This window comes from Streptomyces sp. NPDC033165, from assembly GCF_055577965.1.
Genome location: NZ_JBVIPK010000009.1, coordinates 123,646 through 143,755 on the forward strand (window position 1 = coordinate 123,646; position 20,110 = coordinate 143,755).

Annotated in this window: 22 protein-coding genes; 6 read left to right on the top strand and 16 right to left on the bottom strand. The window is 70.9% G+C overall.

Translation table 11 applies throughout. The annotated features are described in order from the left end of the window. Positions 1–192 precede the first annotated feature (192 nt). Complete coding sequence (locus tag ACZ5WC_RS22025; protein ID WP_073213902.1) at positions 193–405, bottom strand: hypothetical protein; 213 nt, start codon at positions 403–405, stop codon at positions 193–195. Between the two features lie 436 nt (positions 406–841). Next, on the bottom strand, positions 842–1,123 hold the full coding sequence (locus tag ACZ5WC_RS22030) for an acylphosphatase (protein WP_468542393.1): 282 nt from the start codon (positions 1,121–1,123) through the stop codon (positions 842–844). A gap of 206 nt (positions 1,124–1,329) precedes the next feature. On the opposite strand from ACZ5WC_RS22030, the gene ACZ5WC_RS22035 reads away from it, so the two are divergent. Further along, entirely contained in the window at positions 1,330–2,310 is a 981-nt protein-coding gene (locus tag ACZ5WC_RS22035; RefSeq protein ID WP_468542394.1) for a CAP domain-containing protein, read from the top strand. Positions 2,311–2,338: 28 nt separating this feature from the next. Further along, positions 2,339–2,725 carry a winged helix-turn-helix transcriptional regulator gene (locus ACZ5WC_RS22040; protein ID WP_468542395.1) on the top strand — a complete coding sequence of 129 codons (387 nt, stop codon included), beginning with the start codon at positions 2,339–2,341 and terminating at the stop codon, positions 2,723–2,725. Here the strand turns inward: ACZ5WC_RS22040 and mutM are convergent. From mutM to ACZ5WC_RS22085, 9 genes are all read right to left on the bottom strand, one after another. Next, positions 2,698–3,558, bottom strand: coding sequence for a bifunctional DNA-formamidopyrimidine glycosylase/DNA-(apurinic or apyrimidinic site) lyase (gene mutM / locus ACZ5WC_RS22045; RefSeq protein ID WP_468542396.1), 861 nt, complete (start codon positions 3,556–3,558; stop codon positions 2,698–2,700). The two genes, ACZ5WC_RS22040 and mutM, sit on opposite strands and share 28 nt — an antisense overlap. Positions 3,559–3,686: 128 nt before the next feature. Next, a complete protein-coding gene (rnc, locus tag ACZ5WC_RS22050; RefSeq protein ID WP_096626316.1) occupies positions 3,687–4,511 on the bottom strand; it encodes a ribonuclease III in 825 nt (274 codons plus the stop codon). A gap of 19 nt (positions 4,512–4,530) precedes the next feature. Beyond that, positions 4,531–4,704: a 50S ribosomal protein L32 gene (rpmF, locus tag ACZ5WC_RS22055; RefSeq protein ID WP_003965982.1), complete on the bottom strand. Its 174-nt coding sequence runs from the start codon at positions 4,702–4,704 to the stop codon at positions 4,531–4,533. Positions 4,705–4,706: 2 nt separating this feature from the next. Next, entirely contained in the window at positions 4,707–5,318 is a 612-nt protein-coding gene (locus ACZ5WC_RS22060) for a YceD family protein (protein ID WP_096626314.1), read from the bottom strand. Positions 5,319–5,512: 194 nt separating this feature from the next. Continuing rightward, positions 5,513–6,622, bottom strand: a complete 1,110-nt coding sequence (locus ACZ5WC_RS22065; RefSeq protein ID WP_468542397.1) for an ATP synthase F0 subunit B — start codon at positions 6,620–6,622, stop codon at positions 5,513–5,515. A 116-nt stretch (positions 6,623–6,738) separates the two neighbouring features. Then, entirely contained in the window at positions 6,739–7,218 is a 480-nt protein-coding gene (gene coaD / locus ACZ5WC_RS22070) for a pantetheine-phosphate adenylyltransferase (protein ID WP_468542515.1), read from the bottom strand. A 26-nt stretch (positions 7,219–7,244) separates the two neighbouring features. After that, the gene (gene rsmD / locus ACZ5WC_RS22075; RefSeq protein ID WP_096626308.1) at positions 7,245–7,829 is read right to left on the bottom strand and encodes a 16S rRNA (guanine(966)-N(2))-methyltransferase RsmD; all 585 of its coding nucleotides are present in this window, start codon (positions 7,827–7,829) and stop codon (positions 7,245–7,247) included. A gap of 126 nt (positions 7,830–7,955) precedes the next feature. Then, on the bottom strand, positions 7,956–11,195 hold the full coding sequence (locus ACZ5WC_RS22080) for a helicase-related protein (RefSeq protein ID WP_468542398.1): 3,240 nt from the start codon (positions 11,193–11,195) through the stop codon (positions 7,956–7,958). Positions 11,196–11,252: 57 nt separating this feature from the next. Beyond that, a complete protein-coding gene (locus ACZ5WC_RS22085; protein ID WP_468542399.1) occupies positions 11,253–12,956 on the bottom strand; it encodes a DAK2 domain-containing protein in 1,704 nt (567 codons plus the stop codon). A gap of 256 nt (positions 12,957–13,212) precedes the next feature. Between ACZ5WC_RS22085 and rpmB the strand changes: the two genes are divergently transcribed. After that, complete coding sequence (rpmB, locus tag ACZ5WC_RS22090) at positions 13,213–13,398, top strand: 50S ribosomal protein L28 (RefSeq protein WP_026171429.1); 186 nt, start codon at positions 13,213–13,215, stop codon at positions 13,396–13,398. A 96-nt stretch (positions 13,399–13,494) separates the two neighbouring features. On the opposite strand, the gene thiD is transcribed toward rpmB, so the two are convergent. Both thiD and ACZ5WC_RS22100 read right to left on the bottom strand, forming a co-directional pair. Further along, entirely contained in the window at positions 13,495–14,304 is an 810-nt protein-coding gene (gene thiD, locus ACZ5WC_RS22095) for a bifunctional hydroxymethylpyrimidine kinase/phosphomethylpyrimidine kinase (RefSeq protein ID WP_468542400.1), read from the bottom strand. 38 nt (positions 14,305–14,342) lie between these two features. Further along, positions 14,343–15,314, bottom strand: a complete 972-nt coding sequence (locus ACZ5WC_RS22100) for a thiamine-phosphate kinase (RefSeq protein ID WP_468542401.1) — start codon at positions 15,312–15,314, stop codon at positions 14,343–14,345. Between the two features lie 219 nt (positions 15,315–15,533). Between ACZ5WC_RS22100 and ACZ5WC_RS22105 the strand changes: the two genes are divergently transcribed. Together ACZ5WC_RS22105 and ACZ5WC_RS22110 are read left to right on the top strand one after the other, a co-directional pair. Further along, positions 15,534–15,767 (top strand): Lrp/AsnC ligand binding domain-containing protein, encoded by a 234-nt coding sequence (locus ACZ5WC_RS22105; RefSeq protein WP_468542402.1) that lies wholly within the window; start codon positions 15,534–15,536, stop codon positions 15,765–15,767. A 20-nt stretch (positions 15,768–15,787) separates the two neighbouring features. Continuing rightward, entirely contained in the window at positions 15,788–16,279 is a 492-nt protein-coding gene (locus ACZ5WC_RS22110) for a DUF3515 domain-containing protein (protein WP_468542403.1), read from the top strand. Between the two features lie 21 nt (positions 16,280–16,300). Here the strand turns inward: ACZ5WC_RS22110 and ACZ5WC_RS22115 are convergent, their stop codons facing one another. Genes ACZ5WC_RS22115 through ACZ5WC_RS22125 form a run of 3 tightly spaced genes read right to left on the bottom strand, consistent with a single transcriptional unit; the run spans position 16,301 to position 19,270 of the window. Further along, the gene (locus ACZ5WC_RS22115) at positions 16,301–17,476 is read right to left on the bottom strand and encodes a D-alanine--D-alanine ligase family protein (RefSeq protein WP_468542404.1); all 1,176 of its coding nucleotides are present in this window, start codon (positions 17,474–17,476) and stop codon (positions 16,301–16,303) included. A 34-nt stretch (positions 17,477–17,510) separates the two neighbouring features. Continuing rightward, positions 17,511–18,521, bottom strand: a complete 1,011-nt coding sequence (locus tag ACZ5WC_RS22120; RefSeq protein WP_311121714.1) for an NAD(P)H-dependent glycerol-3-phosphate dehydrogenase — start codon at positions 18,519–18,521, stop codon at positions 17,511–17,513. Continuing rightward, positions 18,518–19,270 carry a lysophospholipid acyltransferase family protein gene (locus tag ACZ5WC_RS22125; protein ID WP_468542405.1) on the bottom strand — a complete coding sequence of 251 codons (753 nt, stop codon included), beginning with the start codon at positions 19,268–19,270 and terminating at the stop codon, positions 18,518–18,520. The genes ACZ5WC_RS22120 and ACZ5WC_RS22125 overlap by 4 nt, the downstream gene beginning before the upstream one ends. 149 nt (positions 19,271–19,419) lie before the next feature. Between ACZ5WC_RS22125 and cofC the strand changes: the two genes are divergently transcribed. Then, on the top strand, positions 19,420–20,103 hold the full coding sequence (gene cofC, locus ACZ5WC_RS22130) for a 2-phospho-L-lactate guanylyltransferase (RefSeq protein ID WP_468542406.1): 684 nt from the start codon (positions 19,420–19,422) through the stop codon (positions 20,101–20,103). The last annotated feature ends 7 nt before the right edge of the window (positions 20,104–20,110 follow it).

Here is a 20,110-nt window from a genome sequence, read left to right on the forward strand (position 1 = left end):
AGGCCGGTACGCCCGGGGCGGGGTCGGGCGGAGGGGGACACGGCAAAGAAAAAGGGACGCCGAAGCGTCCCTGTAGATCTTGCTACGGTCCTGCGCGGCACATCTCTCTACCGTGACGCAGGACGAATCAGAGGTGTTCCGAGGCTACTGAGCCGTAGCCGACCCGACCGGCCCCCATGAGGGCCACCGCGGTCAGGTCAGCGCCGGCTCGCCCTGGGGTACGTCGATGTCGATGCTGTCGAGCAGTGACTCCTGGTGCTGAGCGGCGGCGTTCAGCGCGTCGTTCTCGCCCTGGATCCGGGTGAGCTCGGATTCCAGGTCCTGGACGCGCTGCTGGAGCCGTCGCATCTCGGCGAGGAGTCGCGGGTCGGAACCGCCGACGTAACCGAGAAGCGCCTTTGCCATGATGGATGGTCCTCCACAATGAGTGACCGACCGATGCGGTGTGGGTCGTCAGGGGATCGCACCCGCGGTGCTCGGCAGGGCTCTTCACTACTGCGGTTCTGCTGATTGTCAGCTCTACCGAACAGCTGAGGTGCGCGGGGTTTTCAGCGTCTCACCAAAAAGTTTGACGGTCAACACGATCACACCCTGTGGACTCGGGTGTCCCGGGGGCGCGCGGCCGGACGATCACGCGGCGCGGCTCTCCTGCGGGACCCCGAGGGGCGTGCAGATCTTCGTCAAGGCCGCAGCCTTGCATGACATTCGATATCTGGCAACCATCGGCCGTCGCCGGGTCCCTTCGCAGGTCATTTCGGGTGCGGGGGTCCGGGCGGGCACCGCGGTGACCGTTCGGCGCACTCCGTTCACCGAGCGGATCGACGGGCCCCGGGCGACGGGATCAGCGGACGGCGAATCCGTCGTATCCGCCGCGCGGCGTGTCCCAGATCTCAGTGACGCCGTCCACGCGCCCGGGTGTGTCGTCGGAGCGCAGCCAGTCCAGCAGACGGTGGCAATTCTCACGTGGTCCCTCGGCCACGATCTGCACCCTGCCGTCGTCGAGGTTGAGGGCGAAGCCCACGAGGCCGCCGACCTCCAAAGCATTTGCCCTGGTGAACCAGCGGAACCCTACTTGCTGTACTCGGCCGCGTACCCAGACGACGAGGCGCGCATCTTTGTCCATGCCCGAACGCTAACCGGCCAATTGCTCTCGAAGCACGCCGCCCCCTTTCACCCATGGGCTACAGTCCGGTCGCAATAGCCTCACTCGATCGGGTGAGTGGTGAGTATCGGATGGACGTCGACGAATAGTCGATCATCCGGCATTCGATCACCAGAGCAGTCGAACGGCGTCGCAGGGACGTCCGGAGCATCAGGAAGGCACAGCGCATGGGACGCCACCGACGATCCGCCGCAGGCCCCGCCGCTGAAGAACCCGTGACCCGGGACGCTTCCCGGCACAAGGGCGCGCGCCGCCGGAAGAGGTCCTCCGTCCCGGTGCGCACCGGCCTCCTCGGCGCCTCGGCCGCCGTGGCCGCCGGCGCGGTCGCCGTCGCCTCGGGTCTGCTGCCCGGCGGCGGAACCACCACCTCCGGCGGGGTCACCGCCGCCGACCAGGTGCGCACCGGCGTACCGGACCTCCTGACGCAGGGCGGCAGCTCCACCGCGCCCGCCGACCGGTCCGCCGCCCCCACCAGCCGGGGCGGCGAGCGCCCGGAGGCCCCGTCCGCCGAGACCCCGTCGAAGACGCCGTCCAAGAGCGCTTCCGCATCGCCCTCCACGAGCCCGTCGAAGACGCCCTCGAAGACCCCCTCGAAGTCGGCGTCGCCGTCCAAGGCCCCGTCCCAGAAGCCGTCCGCCACCCCGTCCGAGAAGACGAAGGCGCCCACCACGGCCCCGAAGAAGAGCGCTCCCCCGGCGAGCAGGGCCCCGGCGCCCCCGAAGACCTCCGCCGCCCCGCCTCCGAGCCAGAAGCCCTCCCCCTCGCCCACCGACGCCTCCGCCCGCTCCGAAGTGCTGGCCCTGGTGAACCAGGAGCGTGCGAAGGTCGGCTGCTCCCCGCTGGCCACCAGCGCCCCGCTGACCTCCCTCGCCCAGAACTTCAGCGAGGACATGGCGGCGCGCGGCTTCTTCGACCACACCGACCCCGACGGCGACACCCCCTGGGACCGCGCCGCGCAGGCCGGCGTGCAGGGGCTCGCAGCGGAGAACATCGCCCGCGGCCAGGCTGACGCGAAGGCCGTGATGGAGGCCTGGATGAACAGCGACGGCCACCGCGCGAACATTCTCAACTGCGACTACAAGACCATCGGCATCGGTGTGCACGAGGGCTCCGGCGGTCCCTGGTGGACCCAGAACTTCGGCTTCTGACCCACCGGCACCCCCGTAAGCTGGTGATATGGCCAGCGATACGGACAGCCTCGCCTTCGACGTCTTCTCCCGGCAGTGCCCTTCGCGCTCCACGCTGGAGGACGTCACCGGCCGCTGGGGCGCCCTGACGCTCGGCGCGCTGTACGAGGGCGGCTTCCGGTTCAACGAGCTGCGCCGCCGGGTGGACGGGGTGAGCGAGAAGATGCTCTCCCGGACGCTGCACGCGCTGGAGCGCGACGGTCTCGTCCTGCGGGAGGCCCAGCCGGTCAACCCGCCCCGCGTGGACTACGAACTGACCCCGCTCGGCCGCGAGGTCGCCGGACGGCTGCTCGCGCTCATCCGCGTCGTCGAGGACCGGATGGACGAGGTGCTGAGCGCCCGGGCCCGTTACGACGAGGCGCGCGGCGGCCGCTGACAGCGCGGGCAGTAGTAGCTGGACCGGTTCATCCAGGCGCGGCGGCGCATCGGCGTGCCGCAGCGGTGGCAGGGCTCGCCCTCCCGGCCGTACGCGTCGAGCGACCGGTCGAAGTAGCCGGACTCGCCGTTCACGTTCACGTAGAGGCTGTCGAAGCTGGTGCCGCCCTGGGCGAGCGCCGCGTTCATGACGTCCCGGGCGTGGCCGAGCAGCTCGGCCGACTTCGGGCGGGTCAGGGTCGCAGTCGGCCGGTCGTAGTGCAGCCTGGCGCGCCAGAGCGCCTCGTCCGCGTAGATGTTGCCGACGCCGCTGATGAGCGACTGGTCGAGCAGTGCGCGCTTGACGGTCGTACGGCGCAGGCGCAGCGCCTTGTGGAAGGCGGCGTCGTCGAAGAGCGGGTCGAGCGGGTCCCGGGCGATGTGCGCGATGGTGTCGGGCAGCCCGTCGGGGGTGGTGGCGTGGAGCGAGAGCCCGCCGAAGGTGCGCTGGTCGACGAAGCGCAGTTCGGTGCCGAGGGTGTCGTCGAACCGCATGCGAATCCGGAGGTGCTTCTCGTCGGGCGCGTCCGCGGGCTGCACCAGCAGCTGCCCGCTCATCCCGAGGTGGCCCAGCAGCGAGGCGCCGGCCTCCTCGATGGGCACCCAGAGGTACTTGCCCCGGCGCATCGCCGTACCGAAGCGGGCCCCGCGCAGCCGGGCGGCGAAGTCGACGCCGCCCGCGAGGTGCCGGCGGACCGATCGCGGATGCAGGACCTCGACCTCGGTGACGGTGCGGCCGCTGACCCAGCGCTCAAGGCCCCGGCGGACGACTTCTACCTCGGGCAGCTCGGGCACGATGCACCACTCCAGACACGACGACGGTGGTACGGGCGCGGCCTTGCGCAGACCGCGTCCCGGACGGGGGACCCCAGGACAGGGAAAACCCCCCGGTGCGCAGGGCACCGAGGGGTTCTCGTTCCGCTTCAGGCCGGAGCGGCGTCCGTGCTCGGCGACGGTTCGGCAGGGGTGTCGGCGGCCCCTCCGTCGGCCGCGGACTTCTCCGCGGCCTGCCGTGCCTCAGCGGCGGCGCTGATCTCGCGCCAGGCGGACTCGGCCGCCTGCTGCTCCGCTTCCTTCTTGCTACGGCCGGTGCCGGTGCCGTACGAGACACCACCGACGCGAGCAGCAGCAGTGAAGGTCTTCTCGTGGTCCGGGCCGGTCTCCGTGACGAGGTACTCGGGGACTCCGAGGCTCTCGCTCGCGGTGAGCTCCTGGAGGCTGGTCTTCCAGTCCAGGCCGGCGCCGAGGTTCGAGGACCTGTCGATCAGCGGGTCGAAGAGCCGGTGGACCAGCTCCGAGGCCGCGCTGAGGCCCTGGTCGAGATAGACCGCGCCGATCACTGCTTCCAGTGTGTCGGCGAGGATGGAAGCCTTGTCCCGGCCACCCGTGCCCTCTTCACCGCGGCCGAGCCGGATGAAGGAGCCGAGTTCGAGGCCGCGGCCCACTTCCGCTAGCGCACGCGAATTGACCACCGCGGCCCGCAACTTGGCCAGCTGGCCTTCGGGCAGGTCGGGGTGGGTGCGGTACAGCGTGTCCGTGACCACCAGGCCGAGCACCGAATCCCCGAGGAATTCGAGCCGCTCGTTGGTGGGCAGACCGCCGTTCTCGTATGCGTACGAACGGTGGGTCAGCGCACGCACCAGAAGGGCGGACTCGAGGTGATACCCGAGCCGCCCTTCCAGAAGCGTGTGGGACGAGGCTGTGTTGACGTTGTCTGCCTGCTTCTTGGCGTTGGACAACTCAGACATCGGGCCTCTCACCAGCCGCTCAGACCTCGAGGACCTGGCGCTTGTTGTAGGTGCCGCAGCTCGGGCACGCAATGTGCTGGAGCTTGGGCTCCTGGCAACGCTCGCACGAAACCAGGGTGGGGACCGCAGCCTTCCACTGCGACCGGCGGTGGCGCGTGTTGCTGCGCGACATCTTCCGCTTCGGAACAGCCACGGCTACTTCTCCTGCTTCTCGTCGACGCCCGGTTCGGCGCCGCCCATGTTGTCCTTCTCGCCGTCCTGAACGGTCTCGGCGAGTCCTTGCAGTGCCGCCCAACGAATGTCGACGGCATCGTGGTGGTGGCCCGGGTTCTCGTCCAGCCTGATTCCGCATTCGGAACACAGGCCGGCGCAGGTCTCCTTGCACACCGGCTGCATGGGCAGTGCGAGCACTACCGCGTCACGCAGCACTGACTCGAGGTCGAACAAGCCGTCCTCAAGGAAGAACCTGTCCTCGTCGTCCTCGGCGTCGTCGGCCGGGTCCGCAGTGCTGCGGCCCCGGTCATCGGCGTCAGGGTACGAGAACATCTCCTGGAAATCCGCGTCGACCTCGACGGTCAGCGGCTCCAGACACCTTACGCACTCCCCCTCGGCGGTTGCACGGGCGGTGCCTGTGACAAGCACCCCTTCCATGACCGATTCGAGTCGGAGGTCCAGCTCCACGGGTGCGCCTTCCGGCACACCGATGACGCCGTCGATACCGAGAACCGGTGAACCGGGTGCGTCCACCGAGCGGGTCAGCCGCTTCAGGGCACCGGGACGCCGACCCAGCTCGTGCGTATCGAACACGAGAGGGTTGCGGTGGTCGAGGTGGCCGTTCAGGGCTTTTCCTGCTTTCGAATCATGGGGGTCGTACTGCAAAGGGGAGGGCCGACCCGGTCCGGAGTCGAAACGGGCAGCCTGGATCGCGGACCTACGCGCGACCGAGGATTCAGGATACTGGACGGACCGCTCAGCACCCAATCGGACCAGCCCGTCCCGGGTCAGCGGCCTTCTTCGTACCGGCGCAGCTGCTCCAGGTCGATCATGCTGGTGTCGAAGAGGCTCGTCTCGTCCAGCGCCCCGCCGCCCTGCTGGCCGGGCGCCTGCGGGGGCTGCTGAGTCTGCTGGGGCCAGCCGTAGTCCGGCTGGGCCTGGGGCGGGGGCGGGTACGCGTTCGGGTCGTAGCCGGTCTGCTGGTAGGCCGCGTACGGGTCGGGTTGCTGCTGGTAGCCGTACGGGTCCTGGACGCCCTCGCCGCCTTGCTGGAGAGGCTGCTCCTGGTAGCCGTACGCCGCCTGCGCGTAGGTCGGCTCGGGCTGCGGCGGCTGCTCCTGGTAGTGCGGCTGCCGCTGGGGGGCCTGCTGCGGTTGCGGGGTGGCGAGCTCGGCGAGGCCGGCCAGATAGTCGGCGTCGCTGGTGTGGCCCTGGCCTGCCGCGGCGTCCTGGGCCGCGATGTGCGCGCCGAGGTCGTCGGTGGCGACCCGGCCGTGCAGCTTCTGCCGTCCCCGGCCGACCGCCTCCAGGGTCTTGGCGAGGACGGCTTCGAAGGCGCCGAACTTGGCGTCGACGTACGCGTCGGCCCGCTGCCGCAGGGTCTCCGGGTCGGCGCTGCGCTCGGGGGCTTCGGCGAAGTCGGGGTCCTGGTAGCCCTGCTCGTCCAGGCCCTGGCCGCGGCCGAGCAGCTTCTCGCGGCCGCGGTCCACGGAGCCGATGGTCTTGGTGAGGACGACTTCGAAGTTGGCGAGCTTGCTGTCGACGTAGTCGTCGGCCTCGGCACGCACCTCCTCGGCCTCGCGGCGGGCCTCGGACAGGATCCGGTCGGCCTCGCTCTGCGACTGGCGGGCGATCTCGGTGTCGGAGATCAGGGAGGCCCGCTGGGCGTGGGCGGACTCGATGATCCGCTCGGCCTCCTGCCGGGCCTGCTCGGCGAACTGTTCGTGGCCGCCGATCAGCTCCTGGGCCTGGGCGAGGGAGCCGGGCAGCGCCTCGCGTACCTCTTCGAGCATGGCGAGCAGCTCGGCGCGGTTGACCACGCACGAGGCCGACATGGGCATGGAGCGGGCGTTTCCGACCGCTTCGACGATCTCGTCGAGCTTCTTCTGCACGTCCACCGTGTGCTCGCCACTCTCTGCCGCTCTGCTGGAGCTGCTGTTCTGTTGGAGACGGACGGGACGACTGTAAGGCCAGTCGGCCGCCGTCCGACACCTCGTGACGGGCCGTCAGTTGTTCACTGTTCGCCCAGGCGCTCCGTGAGCGCTTCGTGGACCGTGGGCGGCAGCAGGTGGGAGACGTCACCGCCCCAGGTCGCGACCTCCTTGACCAGCGAGGACGACAGGAAGCTGTACGTCGGGTTGGTCGGCACGAAGAGGGTTTCGACGCCCGAGAGGCCGTTGTTCATCTGGGCCATCTGGAGCTCGTAGTCGAAGTCACTGACGGCCCGCAGGCCCTTCACGATCGCCGGGATCTCCCGCTGCTTGCAGAAGTCGACCAGCAGTCCGTGGAAGGACTCCACCTCGACGTTGCCGAAGTCGGCGGTGACCTCGCGGATCAGCTCGATCCGCTCGTCCACGGTGAACAGCCCCTTCTTGGACTGGTTGATCATCACCGCGACGTGCACCACGTCGTACAGCTTCGAGGCTCGGCCAATGATGTCGAGATGTCCGTTGGTGATGGGGTCGAAAGACCCCGGACAGACGGCGCGGCGCACAGTGATTCCCTCGCTCTCCGGTCCGGTCATCGTGCGTCTTCGCACGTAGCGGCGGCGCGACCGTACCAAAGCGTTCCCTCGCCGTAGCGACGGGCCCGCAGTGGCTCGAATCCGGCGGGCCAGCCGAATTCTCCGCCCCGGGTGCTGCGTTCCACGGTGACGAGCGCATCGCCGGTGAGCCACCCCTGAGCACGGAGTGTGAGCAGGATCTCGCGAAGATCGTCATCGGTGACGGCGTACGGCGGGTCCAGGAAGACGATGTCGTACGGGTCGGCGGGCGCCGGTCCTGTCACGATTTGTTCGGCTTTGCCGGTACGCACCTCGGCGCCGGGCAGACCGAGCGTGCGGACGTTGTCGCGGACGGTGCGGACCGCCTTCTGGTCGGCCTCGACGAGGAGGGCGTGGACCGCTCCCCGGGAGAGCGCTTCGAGGCCGACGGCGCCGGATCCGGCGTACAGGTCGGCGACCCTGGTCCCCTCCAGGGTGCCGAGCAGCGCCTGCCAGGTGGAGAACAGGCCCTCGCGCGCACGGTCGGATGTGGGGCGGGTGCCGGTGCCGGGCGGGACGGCCAGGCGGCGTCCGCCGGCCGAGCCGGCGATCACGCGGGTCATGGGTGTCGGGTCCTCGGGGTCGTGGGCGTGCGCGGGGGCCGGCGGCGCGCGGTGGGCGCGTGCCGTGTGTCCACGATATGGCGTGCGGCCCGCACCGGCCCGATCGGCGGGCCATCCCCCGCGCTCTCACCCCTTGTCGAGATACTCCTCGCGGTCCTTGTCCAGGAGGGCGGCCAGGGCGGTGCGCAGCTCCGGCAGCCGCTCCAGCTCCGGGTCGGCGGCGACGATCGCGACGGCCTCCTCCCGGGCGGCGGCGATGACCTCCTCGTCGTCGATGACGGTGAGCATCCGCAGCGAGGAGCGCACCCCGGACTGGGCCTGGCCCAGCACATCGCCCTCGCGGCGCTGCTCCAGGTCGATGCGGGAGAGCTCGAAGCCGTCGAGGGTGGCGGCGACGGCCGACAGGCGGGCGCGGGCGGGGCTCGCCTCGTGGGCCTCGCTGACCAGCAGACAGAGCCCGGGCGCCGAGCCACGGCCGACGCGGCCGCGGAGCTGGTGGAGCTGGGAGACGCCGAAGCGGTCGGCATCCATGATCACCATGGCGGTGGCGTTGGGGACGTTGACCCCGACCTCGATGACCGTGGTGGCGACCAGGACGTCCACGGCACCGGCGGCGAACCGGCGCATGACGTCGTCCTTCTCGTCGGGTGGCATCCGCCCGTGCAGCACCTCGACGCTCAGCCCGGCCAGCGCGCCCGTGCGCAGCTGCTCGGCGATCTCCAGGACGGCGAGCGGCGGCCGCTTGTCCCCGTCCGCCTCGGGCGCCGCCTTCTTGGCCTTCGCCTTCTTCACGCCCTTCCCCTCCGCCTCCTCGGCTTCGTCGCCGATGCGGGGGCAGACCACGTACGCCTGGTGGCCGTGTCCCACCTCCTCGCGGACGCGTTCCCAGGCGCGGCTGAGGAAGTGGGGCTTGTCCTTGGCGGGGACGACGTGGCTGGCGATCGGGGAGCGTCCGGCCGGGAGCTGGTCCAGGACGGAGGTCTCCAGGTCGCCGAAGACCGTCATCGCGACCGTACGGGGGATGGGGGTGGCGGTCATGACGAGGAGGTGGGGCGGCTGCTTCCCCTTGGAGCGCAGGGCGTCCCGCTGTTCGACGCCGAAGCGGTGCTGTTCGTCCACCACCACCAGTCCCAGGTCGTGGAACTGGACCTTGTCCTCGATCAGGGCGTGGGTGCCGATGACGATCCCGGCCTCGCCGGTGACCAGGTCGAGCAGGGCCTGCCGGCGGGCGGCCATGCCCATGGAGCCGGTGAGCAGGACGACCTTGGTCCCCCGGTCCGAGCCGCCCAGCATGCCCCCCTCGGCCAGCTCGCCCATCATCTCGGTGATCGAGCGGTGGTGCTGCTGTGCCAGGACCTCGGTGGGGGCGAGCATCGCGGCCTGGCCGCCCGCGTCGACGACGGTGAGCATGGCGCGCAGGGCAACCATGGTGTTGTGCGTGACGGTGAAGTGGTCGGTCACGTACGAACGGCTCGAGTCGGCGACGCTGATGCACTGAACCTGTTTGCGCCCCACGTACTCGACTGCCCGGATCCCCCGTCGGAAGGTGTTGCACTTCGGCCGGGCATACGTGCGACGCGCCTTCCTGGCGAGCCGGAACGGGCCGTACTCGTCGGGCAGTGCGACCGAGACGTTGAACGCCGCCTTCTTCGGCAGCACTCGCGCCCGTCCTCCCAGCGAGCGGACCAGCCATGCCACGTCGTCGGCCAGTCGTCGGGAGGCCGAGCAGAACGAGACACTCTGTCCCTGGGCGTTCACGGTCCCGTCCGTGTCCATGAGCCCCTGCAGAACGGCAAGGCGGTTCTTGATCGTCGTGTTCTTGAATTCCGAGGGCACGAACTTGTCGTGCGATGTGACCCCCCACAGGCCAAGTGACCGCAACACACTGATCACGGGATTCCGCCGTGTACCGCCCTTGGGGCCCAGCAGGCCGATGGTGTGGTCGCAGCGAGAGCCGGGGACCGGCGTCACCGCGCACTCCGGTTCCAGGATCGTGCGTACGGCCGCCAGGATCTCCTCGTCGGTGGTCGACAGGCGCAGATCGTGCCGGAAGGATCCGCCTCCCAGGAGCAGTCCGAAGAGGTAGGGGTCGAGCGGCGGCGACGTGCCGTCGGACAGGTCCACCGGCATGGCCACTGGGATGTACCACTTCGACGAACCGTCGGCCCGGAAAGTGTCCCCGCGGATCTCGCGGGTGGTCATCACCTTCGGCGTCTGTCCTCGGTCCCAGGCACAACTCGTTCCCACGATCCACAGATGTTCGTCATCGCACTCCACAGACGTGCCGTCGGACAGCACCAGGCGCCACACATCTCGCTCACCCTGGGGGTAGACCCCGTCGACCGGTGCGATGTCACCCCGGGGCACCACCACCCGGTCGCCCACGGAGATCTCTCCCATGGGCTTGAAGCCCTCGGGAGTCAATACGAGCGAGTCGAGGGGCTGTGCCTTGCCCGATCCCACCTCGCCCTGGAGGAGCCGGTGCATCGGGTGCTCGGTGGCCAGGTCGTCGAAGATCTCCTTGCTGACGTGTCGCTGGCCCTCGGTGAGGGTGAAGGGCAGCTTGGCGTCGAAGGCGTCGAGCAGGCCGTCCGCGACGGGGCGGCGGGCGACGGCGGGGAGTTGGGTGTCGGCGTAGCGGCGGCGGGCCAGCGCGACCTGGAGGACGAACGCCTCGTCCCATTTGAGGCGGGACCTGGCGTCCTCGATGTCCGCCTTGGTCTGCGGGCGGTGCACCTTCAGCAGGGCCTCGGGCAGCGGGGTGAAGCCCCGGCCCTCGCGCAGGGAGTCGGGCAGCGGGTCCACGGCGTCCCGCGCGCTGGGCAGCACGGCGTCCACGGCCTTGGCGATCCGCCAGGAGTCGAGCTGCTTGCAGGCGGGGTAGATCGGCAGCAGCCGGCCGGCGAAGGCGTCCACGGCCTCGGTCGCCTCGTCGGCGTCGGAGGCGTCGAGCAGCTGGTACGTGGGGTGGGCCAGCTGCATCTTGCGGTTGAAGACGGAGACCTTGCCCGCGAACATCGCCTGGCGGCCCGGGAGCAGCTCCTTGTGCGGCTTGTGGACACCGTGGCCGAAGAAGACGAGCTGGAGGCGGCCGCTGCCGTCGGTCAGGGTGACCTCCAGGCGTTTGCCCCGGCCGTTGTTGAACATCAGGACGCGGGCGTCGGCGACCTGGGCGACGACCGTGACGTGCTCGTCCAGCGGGAGGTCGGCCAGCGCGGTCAGCTTGCCGCGCTCCTCGTACCGCCGCGGGTAGTGGTGCAGCAGATCACCGACCGTGTGCAGGTCGAGGTGTTCGGCCATCACCTTCGCGGTGGCTCCGCCGAGCAGCTTCTTGAGGGGTTCATCGAACGAGGACACGCGATCCATTGCACACCACGGCACTGACAGCTGTCCGCCGGGCGCGGCCGCGAAGCGGATACGGGACTACTCGACGCCGATCAGCAGCGGCGCCCGCTGGTGGCCGCCCCGGTAGACGACCGTGTCCACGGCGAGATGGCCTTCGCGTACGTGTTCCTCCAGGGCGTCGGCGAGCGCGTCCGGGACGTCCTCGCCGAGGACGAGGGTGACCAGCTCGCCGCCCGCCGCCAGCATCCGGTCGAGCACGGTGCGGGCGGTGGCCGGGACGTCGGCGCCGATCACTGCCACGTCCCCGTCGATCAGCCCGAGGATGTCCCCGGCCTGGCAGACGCCCGCCATGGTCCACGACTGGCGCTCGGCGACGGCCAGTTCTGCGTAGCGGGTGGCGCCCGCGGCCGAGGTCATGGCGACCACGTCCTCGTCGAAGCCCCGGTCCGGCTCGTGGACGGCGAGGGCGGCGAGGCCCTGGACGGCGGCCCGGGTGGGGACGAGGGCGACCCGGACCCCCTCGGTCCTGGCCTGCTCGGCGGCGGCGGCCGCGGTGTGGCGCAGGGCCGCGTCGTTGGGCAGCAGCACCACCTCACGGGCGTGGGCCCTGCGGATGGCCTCGACCAGTTCGCCGCTGGCGGGCGGTTCGCCGGGGCGGGCGATCACGGTGGTGGCGCCGGCCTCGGTGCAGAGTCCGGCCAGTCCGTCGCCGGGGACCACGACGACGACGGCGCGCTGGGCGGGCTCGGTCGGGGTGCGCGCGTCGTGGCCGCTCTCAGTGGCGAAGTGGGTGATCCGGATCCGGTAGGGCCGCCCGGCCTCGACGCCCGCCTCGACGGCGGCCCCGGCGTCGTCGACATGGACGTGGACGTGCCAGAGCCCGTCGCCGCCCACCACGACCAGGGAGTCGCCGAGCGCGTCGAGCCGGGTGCGCAGCCGGGCCACCTGCTCGTCGCGGGCCTCCAGGAGGTAGATCACCTCGAACGCGGGCCCGCCCTCCCCGTCCTGCGGGCAGTCTTCGGCGTTGTCGGGCACATGGCCAGCTCCGGAAGCCACCGGAACGCCCCCCACCGGGAGCCCCACGGCCGATCCGCCGTCCACGGGAGCGGCCGCCCTGCCGGCTCCGGTGCGAGGCCCCCGTACGGGAGCCTGCCCGGTCACCGCCTCGACCAGGGCGCCCAGGACCGCGACCAGCCCCCGCCCTCCGGCATCCACGACCCCGGCCCGGCCGAGCACGGCGAGCTGGCCGGGGGTCTTCGCGAGCGCCTCGCGCGCCCCCTCGTGGGCGGCGTTCACCACGGCGCTCAGCTCCGGCTCCGCGCCCTGGGCCGCCTCGGCGGCCGCCGAGGCGACGGTGAGCACGGTGCCCTCCACCGGGTGGGCGACGGCCTGGCGGGCGGCGGCATCGGCCCGGACCAGGGCGAGGCGCAGCCGGTCCGGATCGCCGCCCTCCGCGAGTACCCCGGCCATGCCGCGCAGCAGCTGGGCCAGGATCGTGCCGGAGTTCCCGCGGGCGCCGATCAGGGCGCCGTGCGCCATGGCGCGTACGGCGTCGGCGGTGGCGGGCACGGTGGTGCCGGTCTCGTGGGCGGCGAACACGGCCTCGACGGCGGCGGCGGCGGACTCGACGGTCAGGTAGAGGTTGGTGCCGGTGTCACCGTCGGCGACGGGGTAGACGTTGATCGCGTCGATCTCCGCGCGCTCCCGGCCCAGGGCCTCCAGGGCCAGCGAGCACCAGGTGCGCACCGCGACGGCATCCAGGTCGTCGGGGAGCTGCGGCACCGATGGTCCTCCTTGAAGCGGCCGTGGCTACGGGCTGAACCGCAGGTTAGCCCGACTGCCCGGGCACCGGCAGGGACAGGGGGCGGGGCGGGGGCGGGCGAACCCGTGGTAGTTTCGTATCTCCGAAGCAGGCGTTGTATGCTGCTCCGGTTGCCCGATGAGAGTCGGGCCATTCCTCCGGTACCGCCACTTCAGTCACCTGATTCCGGCGCGCCGGATTTCACTGTAAGTGCATCTGAAGTCTTTGGAGTGACCCGTGGCTGCCAACTGCGACGTTTGCGGCAAGGGGCCGAGCTTCGGCAACAACATTTCGCACTCGCACCGCCGTACGTCCCGTCGCTGGAACCCCAACATCCAGCGCGTGCGTGCCGTGGTCGGTCGGACGCCGAAGCGGCTCAACGTCTGCACCTCGTGCATCAAGGCCGGCAAGGTCGCGCGCTGACGTTCCCGTCGTAGCGCAGCCTTCCGGTTGCCCAAAAAGCCGGTCCACCTCGGTGGACCGGCTTTTTGCTGTGCTCAGGCGGCTTGTCGGGGCGGGTCAGGAGGCCGGGCGGGCCAGCCAGCCGTGGTCGACCGGGCCGATGCCGCCGCCCAGCGGGAATCCGGCCTCGATCGCGCCGGTGACGTACGTCTTCGCGCCCCGTACGGCCGTGGGCACGTCCTGACCGCGTGCGAGCCCGGAGGCGATGGCGGAGGCCAGGGTGCAGCCGGTGCCGTGGGTGTGGCGGTTGTCGTGCCGGGGGGCGCGCAGCCAGTGTTCCGCGCTCCCGTCGGTGAGCAGGTCCACCGCCTCGCCGGGCAGATGGCCGCCCTTGATGACCACCCAGCGCGGCCCGAAGCCGAGGATCTCCTCGGCGGCCCGGCTCATTCCGCTCTCGTCGGTGACCTGCACCCCGGTGAGCTGGGCCACCTCGTCGAGGTTGGGGGTGGCGACGGTGGCGAGGGGCAGCAGATTCCGCCGTACGGAGTCGAGGGCTTCGGCGGCGAGCAGCGCGTCCCCGTGCTTGGAGACGCCGACGGGGTCGACGACGACGGGGGCGTCGGTGGTGGCGAGGAGTTCGGCGACGGTCTCGACGAGGGCGGCCGATGCGAGCATCCCGGTCTTCACGGCCTGGACGCCGATGTCGTCGACGACGCTGCGGTACTGGGCGCGTACGGCGTCCACCGGAAGCTCCCACGCGCCCTGGACTCCGAGGGAGTTCTGTGCGGTGACGGCGGTGAGCACACTCATGCCGTGCACGCCGAGGGCGAGCATGGTCTTCAGGTCGGCCTGGATGCCCGCACCGCCGCCGGAGTCGGATCCGGCGACGGTGAGCACGCGGGGCGGTACAGCGGTACGTATGGGCATACCCAGCAATCTAGCGGGAGCCTCCGGCCCGCGACCGGCTAGTGGGTGTCCTCGATGGAGCCGAAGTGGTCCCAGCCGCCCTTGCTGGTCCAGGGGGCGCCGTCGACGGTGACCTGGGGCAGGGCGGAGGGGTTGAGGACCTCCCCGATCACCTTCCAGCGGGCGGGGAGTTTCACGTCGGGCGGGAAGGTCGCCACGATCGCGTGGTCCTCTCCCCCGGTCAGCACCCACTGGAGCGGGTCGACGCCGACGGCCTGGCCGATGTCGGACATCTGTGAGGGGATGTCGATGAGGCCGGAGCGCAGGTCGATGCGGACCTTGCTGGACTCCGCGATGTGCCCGAGGTCCGCGACGAGGCCGTCGCTGACGTCGGTCATCGCGGTGGCGCCGAGCCCGGCGGCCGCCGGGCCCGCGTGGTACGGCGGTTCGGGGCGGCGGTGGGCCTCGACGAAGGCGCGGGGCGAGCGGAAGCCGCGGGAGAGCACGGCGTACCCGGCGGCGGACCAGCCGAGCCAGCCGGTGACCGCGACGACGTCCCCGGGGCAGGCGCCGGCCCGGGTGACCGGTTCGTGGTTGCGCAGGTCGCCGAGTGCGGTGATGGCGACGGTGATCGTGTCACCGCCGACCACGTCGCCGCCGACGACGGCCGCCCCGGCCACCTGGCACTCGTCGCGCAGGCCGTCCATCAGCTCGGCGGCCCAGGTGACGGGCAGGTCGGCGGGGACGACCAGGCCGAGGAGCAGCGCGGTGGGCACGGCGCCCATCGCCGCGATGTCGGCGAGGTTCTGGGCGGCCGCCTTGCGGCCGACGTCGTACGCCGTCGACCAGTCACGGCGGAAGTGCCGCCCTTCCAGCAGGATGTCCGTACTGGCCACGACCCTGCGGTCGGGTGCCGCCACGACCGCGGCGTCGTCGCCGGGCCCCAGCCGCACCGCCGGGGTGGTGGTGAGCCGGGACGTGAGCTCTCTGATGAGCCCGAACTCCCCCAACTCGCCCACGGTTCCCTTCACCGAGTCTCACCTCTCCTTTATCGCCCCGGACACCCGTCCGGGCCCCCGGTCGCGAGCCGTCACTGCTGTCGGTACCGTCAAGAGATACGTCAACTTCTGTGTCCTGTGCGCCACGCTGTGGACGTCATCCGGCTCGTAGGTCTCCCCGTCGCGCTCGGCAACGCGATAACGTGGCGTCCCTTTCCCCCACATGATCCTCGTGGCCGCCCTGGAGGTTCCGTGGTACAGGCGTACATCCTCATCCAGACCGAGGTGGGCAAGGCGTCGATCGTCGCCGAGACCATTTCCAGTATTCCGGGAGTCATCCAGGCAGAGGACGTCACCGGTCCGTACGACGTGATCGTGCGGGCCCAGGCCGACACGGTCGATGCACTCGGCCGCATGGTGGTCGCCAAGGTGCAGCAGGTGGACGGCATCACACGAACCCTGACCTGCCCGGTCGTCCACCTCTGACCCCCGTCTAGGCTGGGCCGGTGACGTCATCCGCCCGCCGGTCCCCTCGCTCGATATCCACCCTCGGTCCGTCCGCCGCCGTGCTCGTGCTGGCCGCGGCGGGCTGTTCCTCCAGCGACGCGCAGCCCTCGATCACGGTTCCCACGCCGTCTTCGGAGGCCGCCGCGTACTGCAAGGCCCTGGACGGAGAGCTGCCGGAGACCGTCCTCGACCGGGAACGCAACGACCCCTCCCCGGAATCGGAGCTGACCGCCGGCTGGGGGGACGGGGCGATCGTACTGCGCTGCGGCGTGCCTCGGCCCGCGAAGATGGACGACCCGCAGGCGGAGGCGGTCGAGGCGGACGGGGTGAACTGGATGCTGGAGCAGCCCGAGGACTCCGGGCCCCGGTTCACCACCACGTACCGCAAGGCGTATGTCGAGGTCACGTTCTCCCAGGAGTACGCGAACGACATCACCCCGCTCAGCGCGTTCGCCGGTCCGGTCGAAAGGACGATCCCGGACCGGCTCTGACGCACGGTTTCCGGCGGTCGCTCAGCGCAGTCCCGTGGAGCGGGTCAAGGCGGCCTGGATCAGCCGGTCGACCAGTTCCCGGTAGCTGACGCCGCTCTCCTGCCACATGCGGGGGTACATCGAGATCGGGGTGAAGCCCGGCAGGGTGTTGATCTCGTTGATGACGAAGGTGCCGTCCTCGGTGAGGAAGAAGTCGGCGCGCACCAGGCCCTCGCAGGAGGTGGCGTCGAAGGCGGCGACGGCGAGCCGCTGGACCTCGGCGGTCTGCTCCTCGGTGAGCGGTGCGGGCACCAGACCGGCGGCCGAGTCGATGTACTTGGCCTCGAAGTCGTAGAAGTCGTGCGCGGTGACCGGGGGGATCTCGGCGGGCACGCTGGCGCGCGGTCCGTCCTCGAACTCCAGCACCCCGCACTCGATCTCGCGGCCGCGCAGCAGCGACTCGACGAGGAACTTGGGGTCGTGGCGGCGGGCCTCCTCGATCGCCTCGTCGAGGCCGGAGAGGTCGTCGACCTTGGTGATGCCCATGGAGGAACCGCCCCGCGCGGGCTTGATGAACAGCGGCCAGCCGTGCTCACCGGCGAACTCCACGATCCGCTTGCGGACGGCCCCCGGGTCGCGGTCCCACTCGCGGGGGCGGACGACTTCGTACGGTCCGACCGGCAGTCCGAAGGAGAGGAAGACGCGCTTCATGTACTCCTTGTCCTGGCCGACGGCGGAGGCGAGGACGCCCGCGCCGACGTAGGGCACACCGGAGAGTTCGAGCAGGCCCTGAAGGGTGCCGTCCTCCCCGTACGGGCCGTGGAGCACGGGGAAGACGACGTCGACCTCGCCGAGCGCCTTGGGCACGGAGCCGGGTTCGCTGTAGAGCACCTCGCGGCTGCCGGGGTCCACGGAGAGCACGACGGTGCCGTCGGTGGACTCGGCGAGCTGGGCCACGTCGGGGACCTTGCGGTCGGTGATGGCCATGCGTTCGGGCTCGTCCGCGGTGAGCGCCCAGCGGCCGTCCGCCGTGATACCGATCGGCAGGACGTCGTACTTGGTCCGGTCGATGGCCTTCATGACGGCGCCGGCCGTGACGACCGAGATGCCGTGTTCGGAGCTGCGGCCGCCGAACACGACAGCCACGCGGGGCTTGCGGCGCTGCTGCTCAGGGCTCTCGGCGCGCTCAGGGCTCTGGGGGAGGTTCTCGCTGCTCATATCGCGATGAGCGTACCTGCTGGTAAGGGAGACGTCAGCGCCGCTCGGCCTTGGCGCTCCGCGACATCAGCTCCTTGACGGCGACGACCGGCGACTTGCCCTCGTGGACGATCGAGACGACCGTCTCGGTGATGGGCATGTCGACCCCGTGCCTGCGGGCCAGGTCGAGGACCGATTCGCAGGACTTGACGCCCTCGGCGGTCTGCTTGGTGACGGCGATCGTCTCCTGGAGCGTCATGCCCCGGCCGAGGTTGGTGCCGAAGGTGTGGTTGCGCGAGAGCGGCGAGGAGCAGGTGGCCACCAGGTCGCCCAAGCCCGCGAGTCCGGAGAAGGTCAGCGGGTCGGCGCCCATGGCCACGCCCAGGCGGGTGGTCTCGGCGAGGCCCCGGGTGATGAGGGAGCCCTTGGTGTTGTCGCCGAGGCCCATGCCGTCCGCGATGCCGACGGCGAGGCCGATGACGTTCTTCACGGCGCCGCCGAGCTCGCAGCCGACGACGTCGGTGTTGGTGTACGGCCGGAAGTACGGGGTGTGGCAGGCGGTCTGGAGGCGCTGGGCGACGGATTCGTCGGCGCACGCGACGACGGCGGCGGCCGGGCGGCGCTCGGCGATCTCCTTGGCGAGGTTGGGTCCCGATACGACGGCGATGCGGTCCGCGGAGACCTTGGTGACGTCCGCGATCACCTCGCTCATCAGCTTGGCGGTGCCCAGCTCGACGCCCTTCATGAGCGAGACGAGGACGGTGTCGGGGCCCAGGTGCGGGGCCCAGTCGGCGAGGTTGGCGCGCAGCGTCTGGGAGGGCACGACGAGGAAGGCGAACTCGGCGTCGCGCAGGGCCTCGGCGGGGTCCGTGGTGGCTCGGACCGTCTCCGGGAGCGTGATGCCCGGGAGGTAGTCCGGGTTGGTGCGGGTGGTGTTGACGGCCTCGGCGACCTCGGCGCGGCGGCCCCAGAGGGTGACCTCGCAGCCCGCGTCGGCGAGGATCACGGCGAAGGCCGTACCCCATGAGCCGGTTCCGAAGACGGCTGCTTTTACGGGGTGCGTCACGTGGTTCCCTTTCCCTGGGCCTTGCGCCGTTGTTCAGCACGGGCTTTGCGGTGATCGTAGAGCTCGGCGGGGGCCTTCTCGCCGCGCAGGTCCTCCAGCTGGCGGGTGATCGCGGCCATGATGACCTCGGTCGCCTCGCGCAGCACCTCGGGCGTCGGCTCCAGACCGTAGAAGCGGCTGAGGTCGACGGGCGGTCCGGCCTGCACCTGGAGCGTCTTGCGGGGGAACAGCCGGAACCTGTTCTCCTTGGCGTAGGGCGGCATCGCGAGGTTGGCGCCCCACTGGGCGACGGGGATGACGGGTACCTGGGTCATCAGGGCGACCCGGGCCGCCCCGGTCTTGCCCGCCATCGGCCACATGTCGGGGTCCCGCGTGAGGGTGCCCTCGGGGTAGAAGGCGACGCACTCACCGCGCTCGATGGCCTCCACGGCGGCCCGGAAGGCGTCCAGGGCGTTGGTGGTCTCGCGGTAGACAGGGATCTGGCCGGTGCCGCGGAGCATCATCCCGACGAACGGGGTGCGGAAGAGGCCGGCTTTCGCCAGGAGCCGCGGCACCCGCCCGGTGTTGTACTGGAAGTGGCCGTAGGAGAGCGGGTCCAGATAGGAGTTGTGATTGACGGCGGTGATGAAGCCGCCGTCGGCTGGAATGTGTTCCATCCCCCGCCAGTCGCGCTTGAACAGAACCACCAATGGCGGCTTGGCGATAACCGCCGCCAGGCGGTACCAGAAGCCGATTCTGCGGCGCGACACGAGGACACCTTTCTCTCTGACTTGACCTGCTGCCTGGCTACCGACGGTCAAGTCTCGCCCCAGGCCCCTGCTCTGTCGAGAACACCGTACGCCTCACCTTCGGGACCAACCCTCCGGGTTGTCGTACCGGCAGGCGAGAATAGGTCCCGATGCGTACGGAGGGGGAGATCGTCACGAACACCGATCCGGCGGGGTCCTGGTCCCTGGTCGTTCCGCTGAAGCCGCTCGCACGGGCCAAGAGCCGCCTGGGGCGGGCGGCGGGCGAGCAGGCGCGCCCCCGGTTGGCGCTGGCGTTCGCCCAGGACACGGTGGCCACGGCGCTGGCCTGTGACCGGGTGCGGGATGTGGTGGTCGTCACGGACGATCCGGCGGCCGCGGCGGCGCTCTCGTCGCTCGGGGCGCGGATCGTGGCGGACGCTCCGGGGGCCGGGCTCAACGCGGCGCTGGTGCACGGCGCCCGCTTCGTGCGGGGGCCGCGGCCGACCGCGCCGGTGGCCGCGCTGAACGCGGATCTGCCCGCGTTGCGCGGCGACGAATTGGCGCGGGTGCTCGATTTCGCCTCCGCTTTTCCGCGCGCATTTCTTCGGGATGCCGCAGGAATCGGGACGACATTTCTGTCCGCCGCCCGGGGTGCGGAATTCCGTCCGGCTTTCGGTGGTCCGTCCGGCGCCCGGCACCTGGCGTCGGGGGCGGTGGAAATCGCGCTGCCCGGTCTCGACTCGGTGCGCAGGGACGTGGATACGGGCGAGGATCTGCGGGTTGCCCTGGCCCTGGGCGCGGGGCCGCACACCGCGCGCCTGATGGCCGCGCTGACGCCGGCACGTGACCGATAGGCTGCCG

Bases quoted from the DNA above. Each gene is read 5' to 3' on its own strand.
- ACZ5WC_RS22035 (WP_468542394.1), top strand. From the start codon at position 1,330: ATGGGACGCCACCGACGATCCGCCGCAGGCCCCGCCGCTGAAGAACCC.
- ACZ5WC_RS22080 (WP_468542398.1), bottom strand. From the start codon at position 11,195: ATGGATCGCGTGTCCTCGTTCGATGAACCCCTCAAGAAGCTGCTCGGC.
- cofC (WP_468542406.1), top strand. From the start codon at position 19,420: ATGCGTACGGAGGGGGAGATCGTCACGAACACCGATCCGGCGGGGTCC.
- ACZ5WC_RS22040 (WP_468542395.1), top strand. From the start codon at position 2,339: ATGGCCAGCGATACGGACAGCCTCGCCTTCGACGTCTTCTCCCGGCAG.
- ACZ5WC_RS22030 (WP_468542393.1), bottom strand. From the start codon at position 1,123: ATGGACAAAGATGCGCGCCTCGTCGTCTGGGTACGCGGCCGAGTACAG.
- rsmD (WP_096626308.1), bottom strand. From the start codon at position 7,829: ATGACCCGCGTGATCGCCGGCTCGGCCGGCGGACGCCGCCTGGCCGTC.
- ACZ5WC_RS22115 (WP_468542404.1), bottom strand. From the start codon at position 17,476: ATGAGCAGCGAGAACCTCCCCCAGAGCCCTGAGCGCGCCGAGAGCCCT.
- rnc (WP_096626316.1), bottom strand. From the start codon at position 4,511: ATGTCTGAGTTGTCCAACGCCAAGAAGCAGGCAGACAACGTCAACACA.
- ACZ5WC_RS22025 (WP_073213902.1), bottom strand. From the start codon at position 405: ATGGCAAAGGCGCTTCTCGGTTACGTCGGCGGTTCCGACCCGCGACTC.
- thiD (WP_468542400.1), bottom strand. From the start codon at position 14,304: ATGCCCATACGTACCGCTGTACCGCCCCGCGTGCTCACCGTCGCCGGA.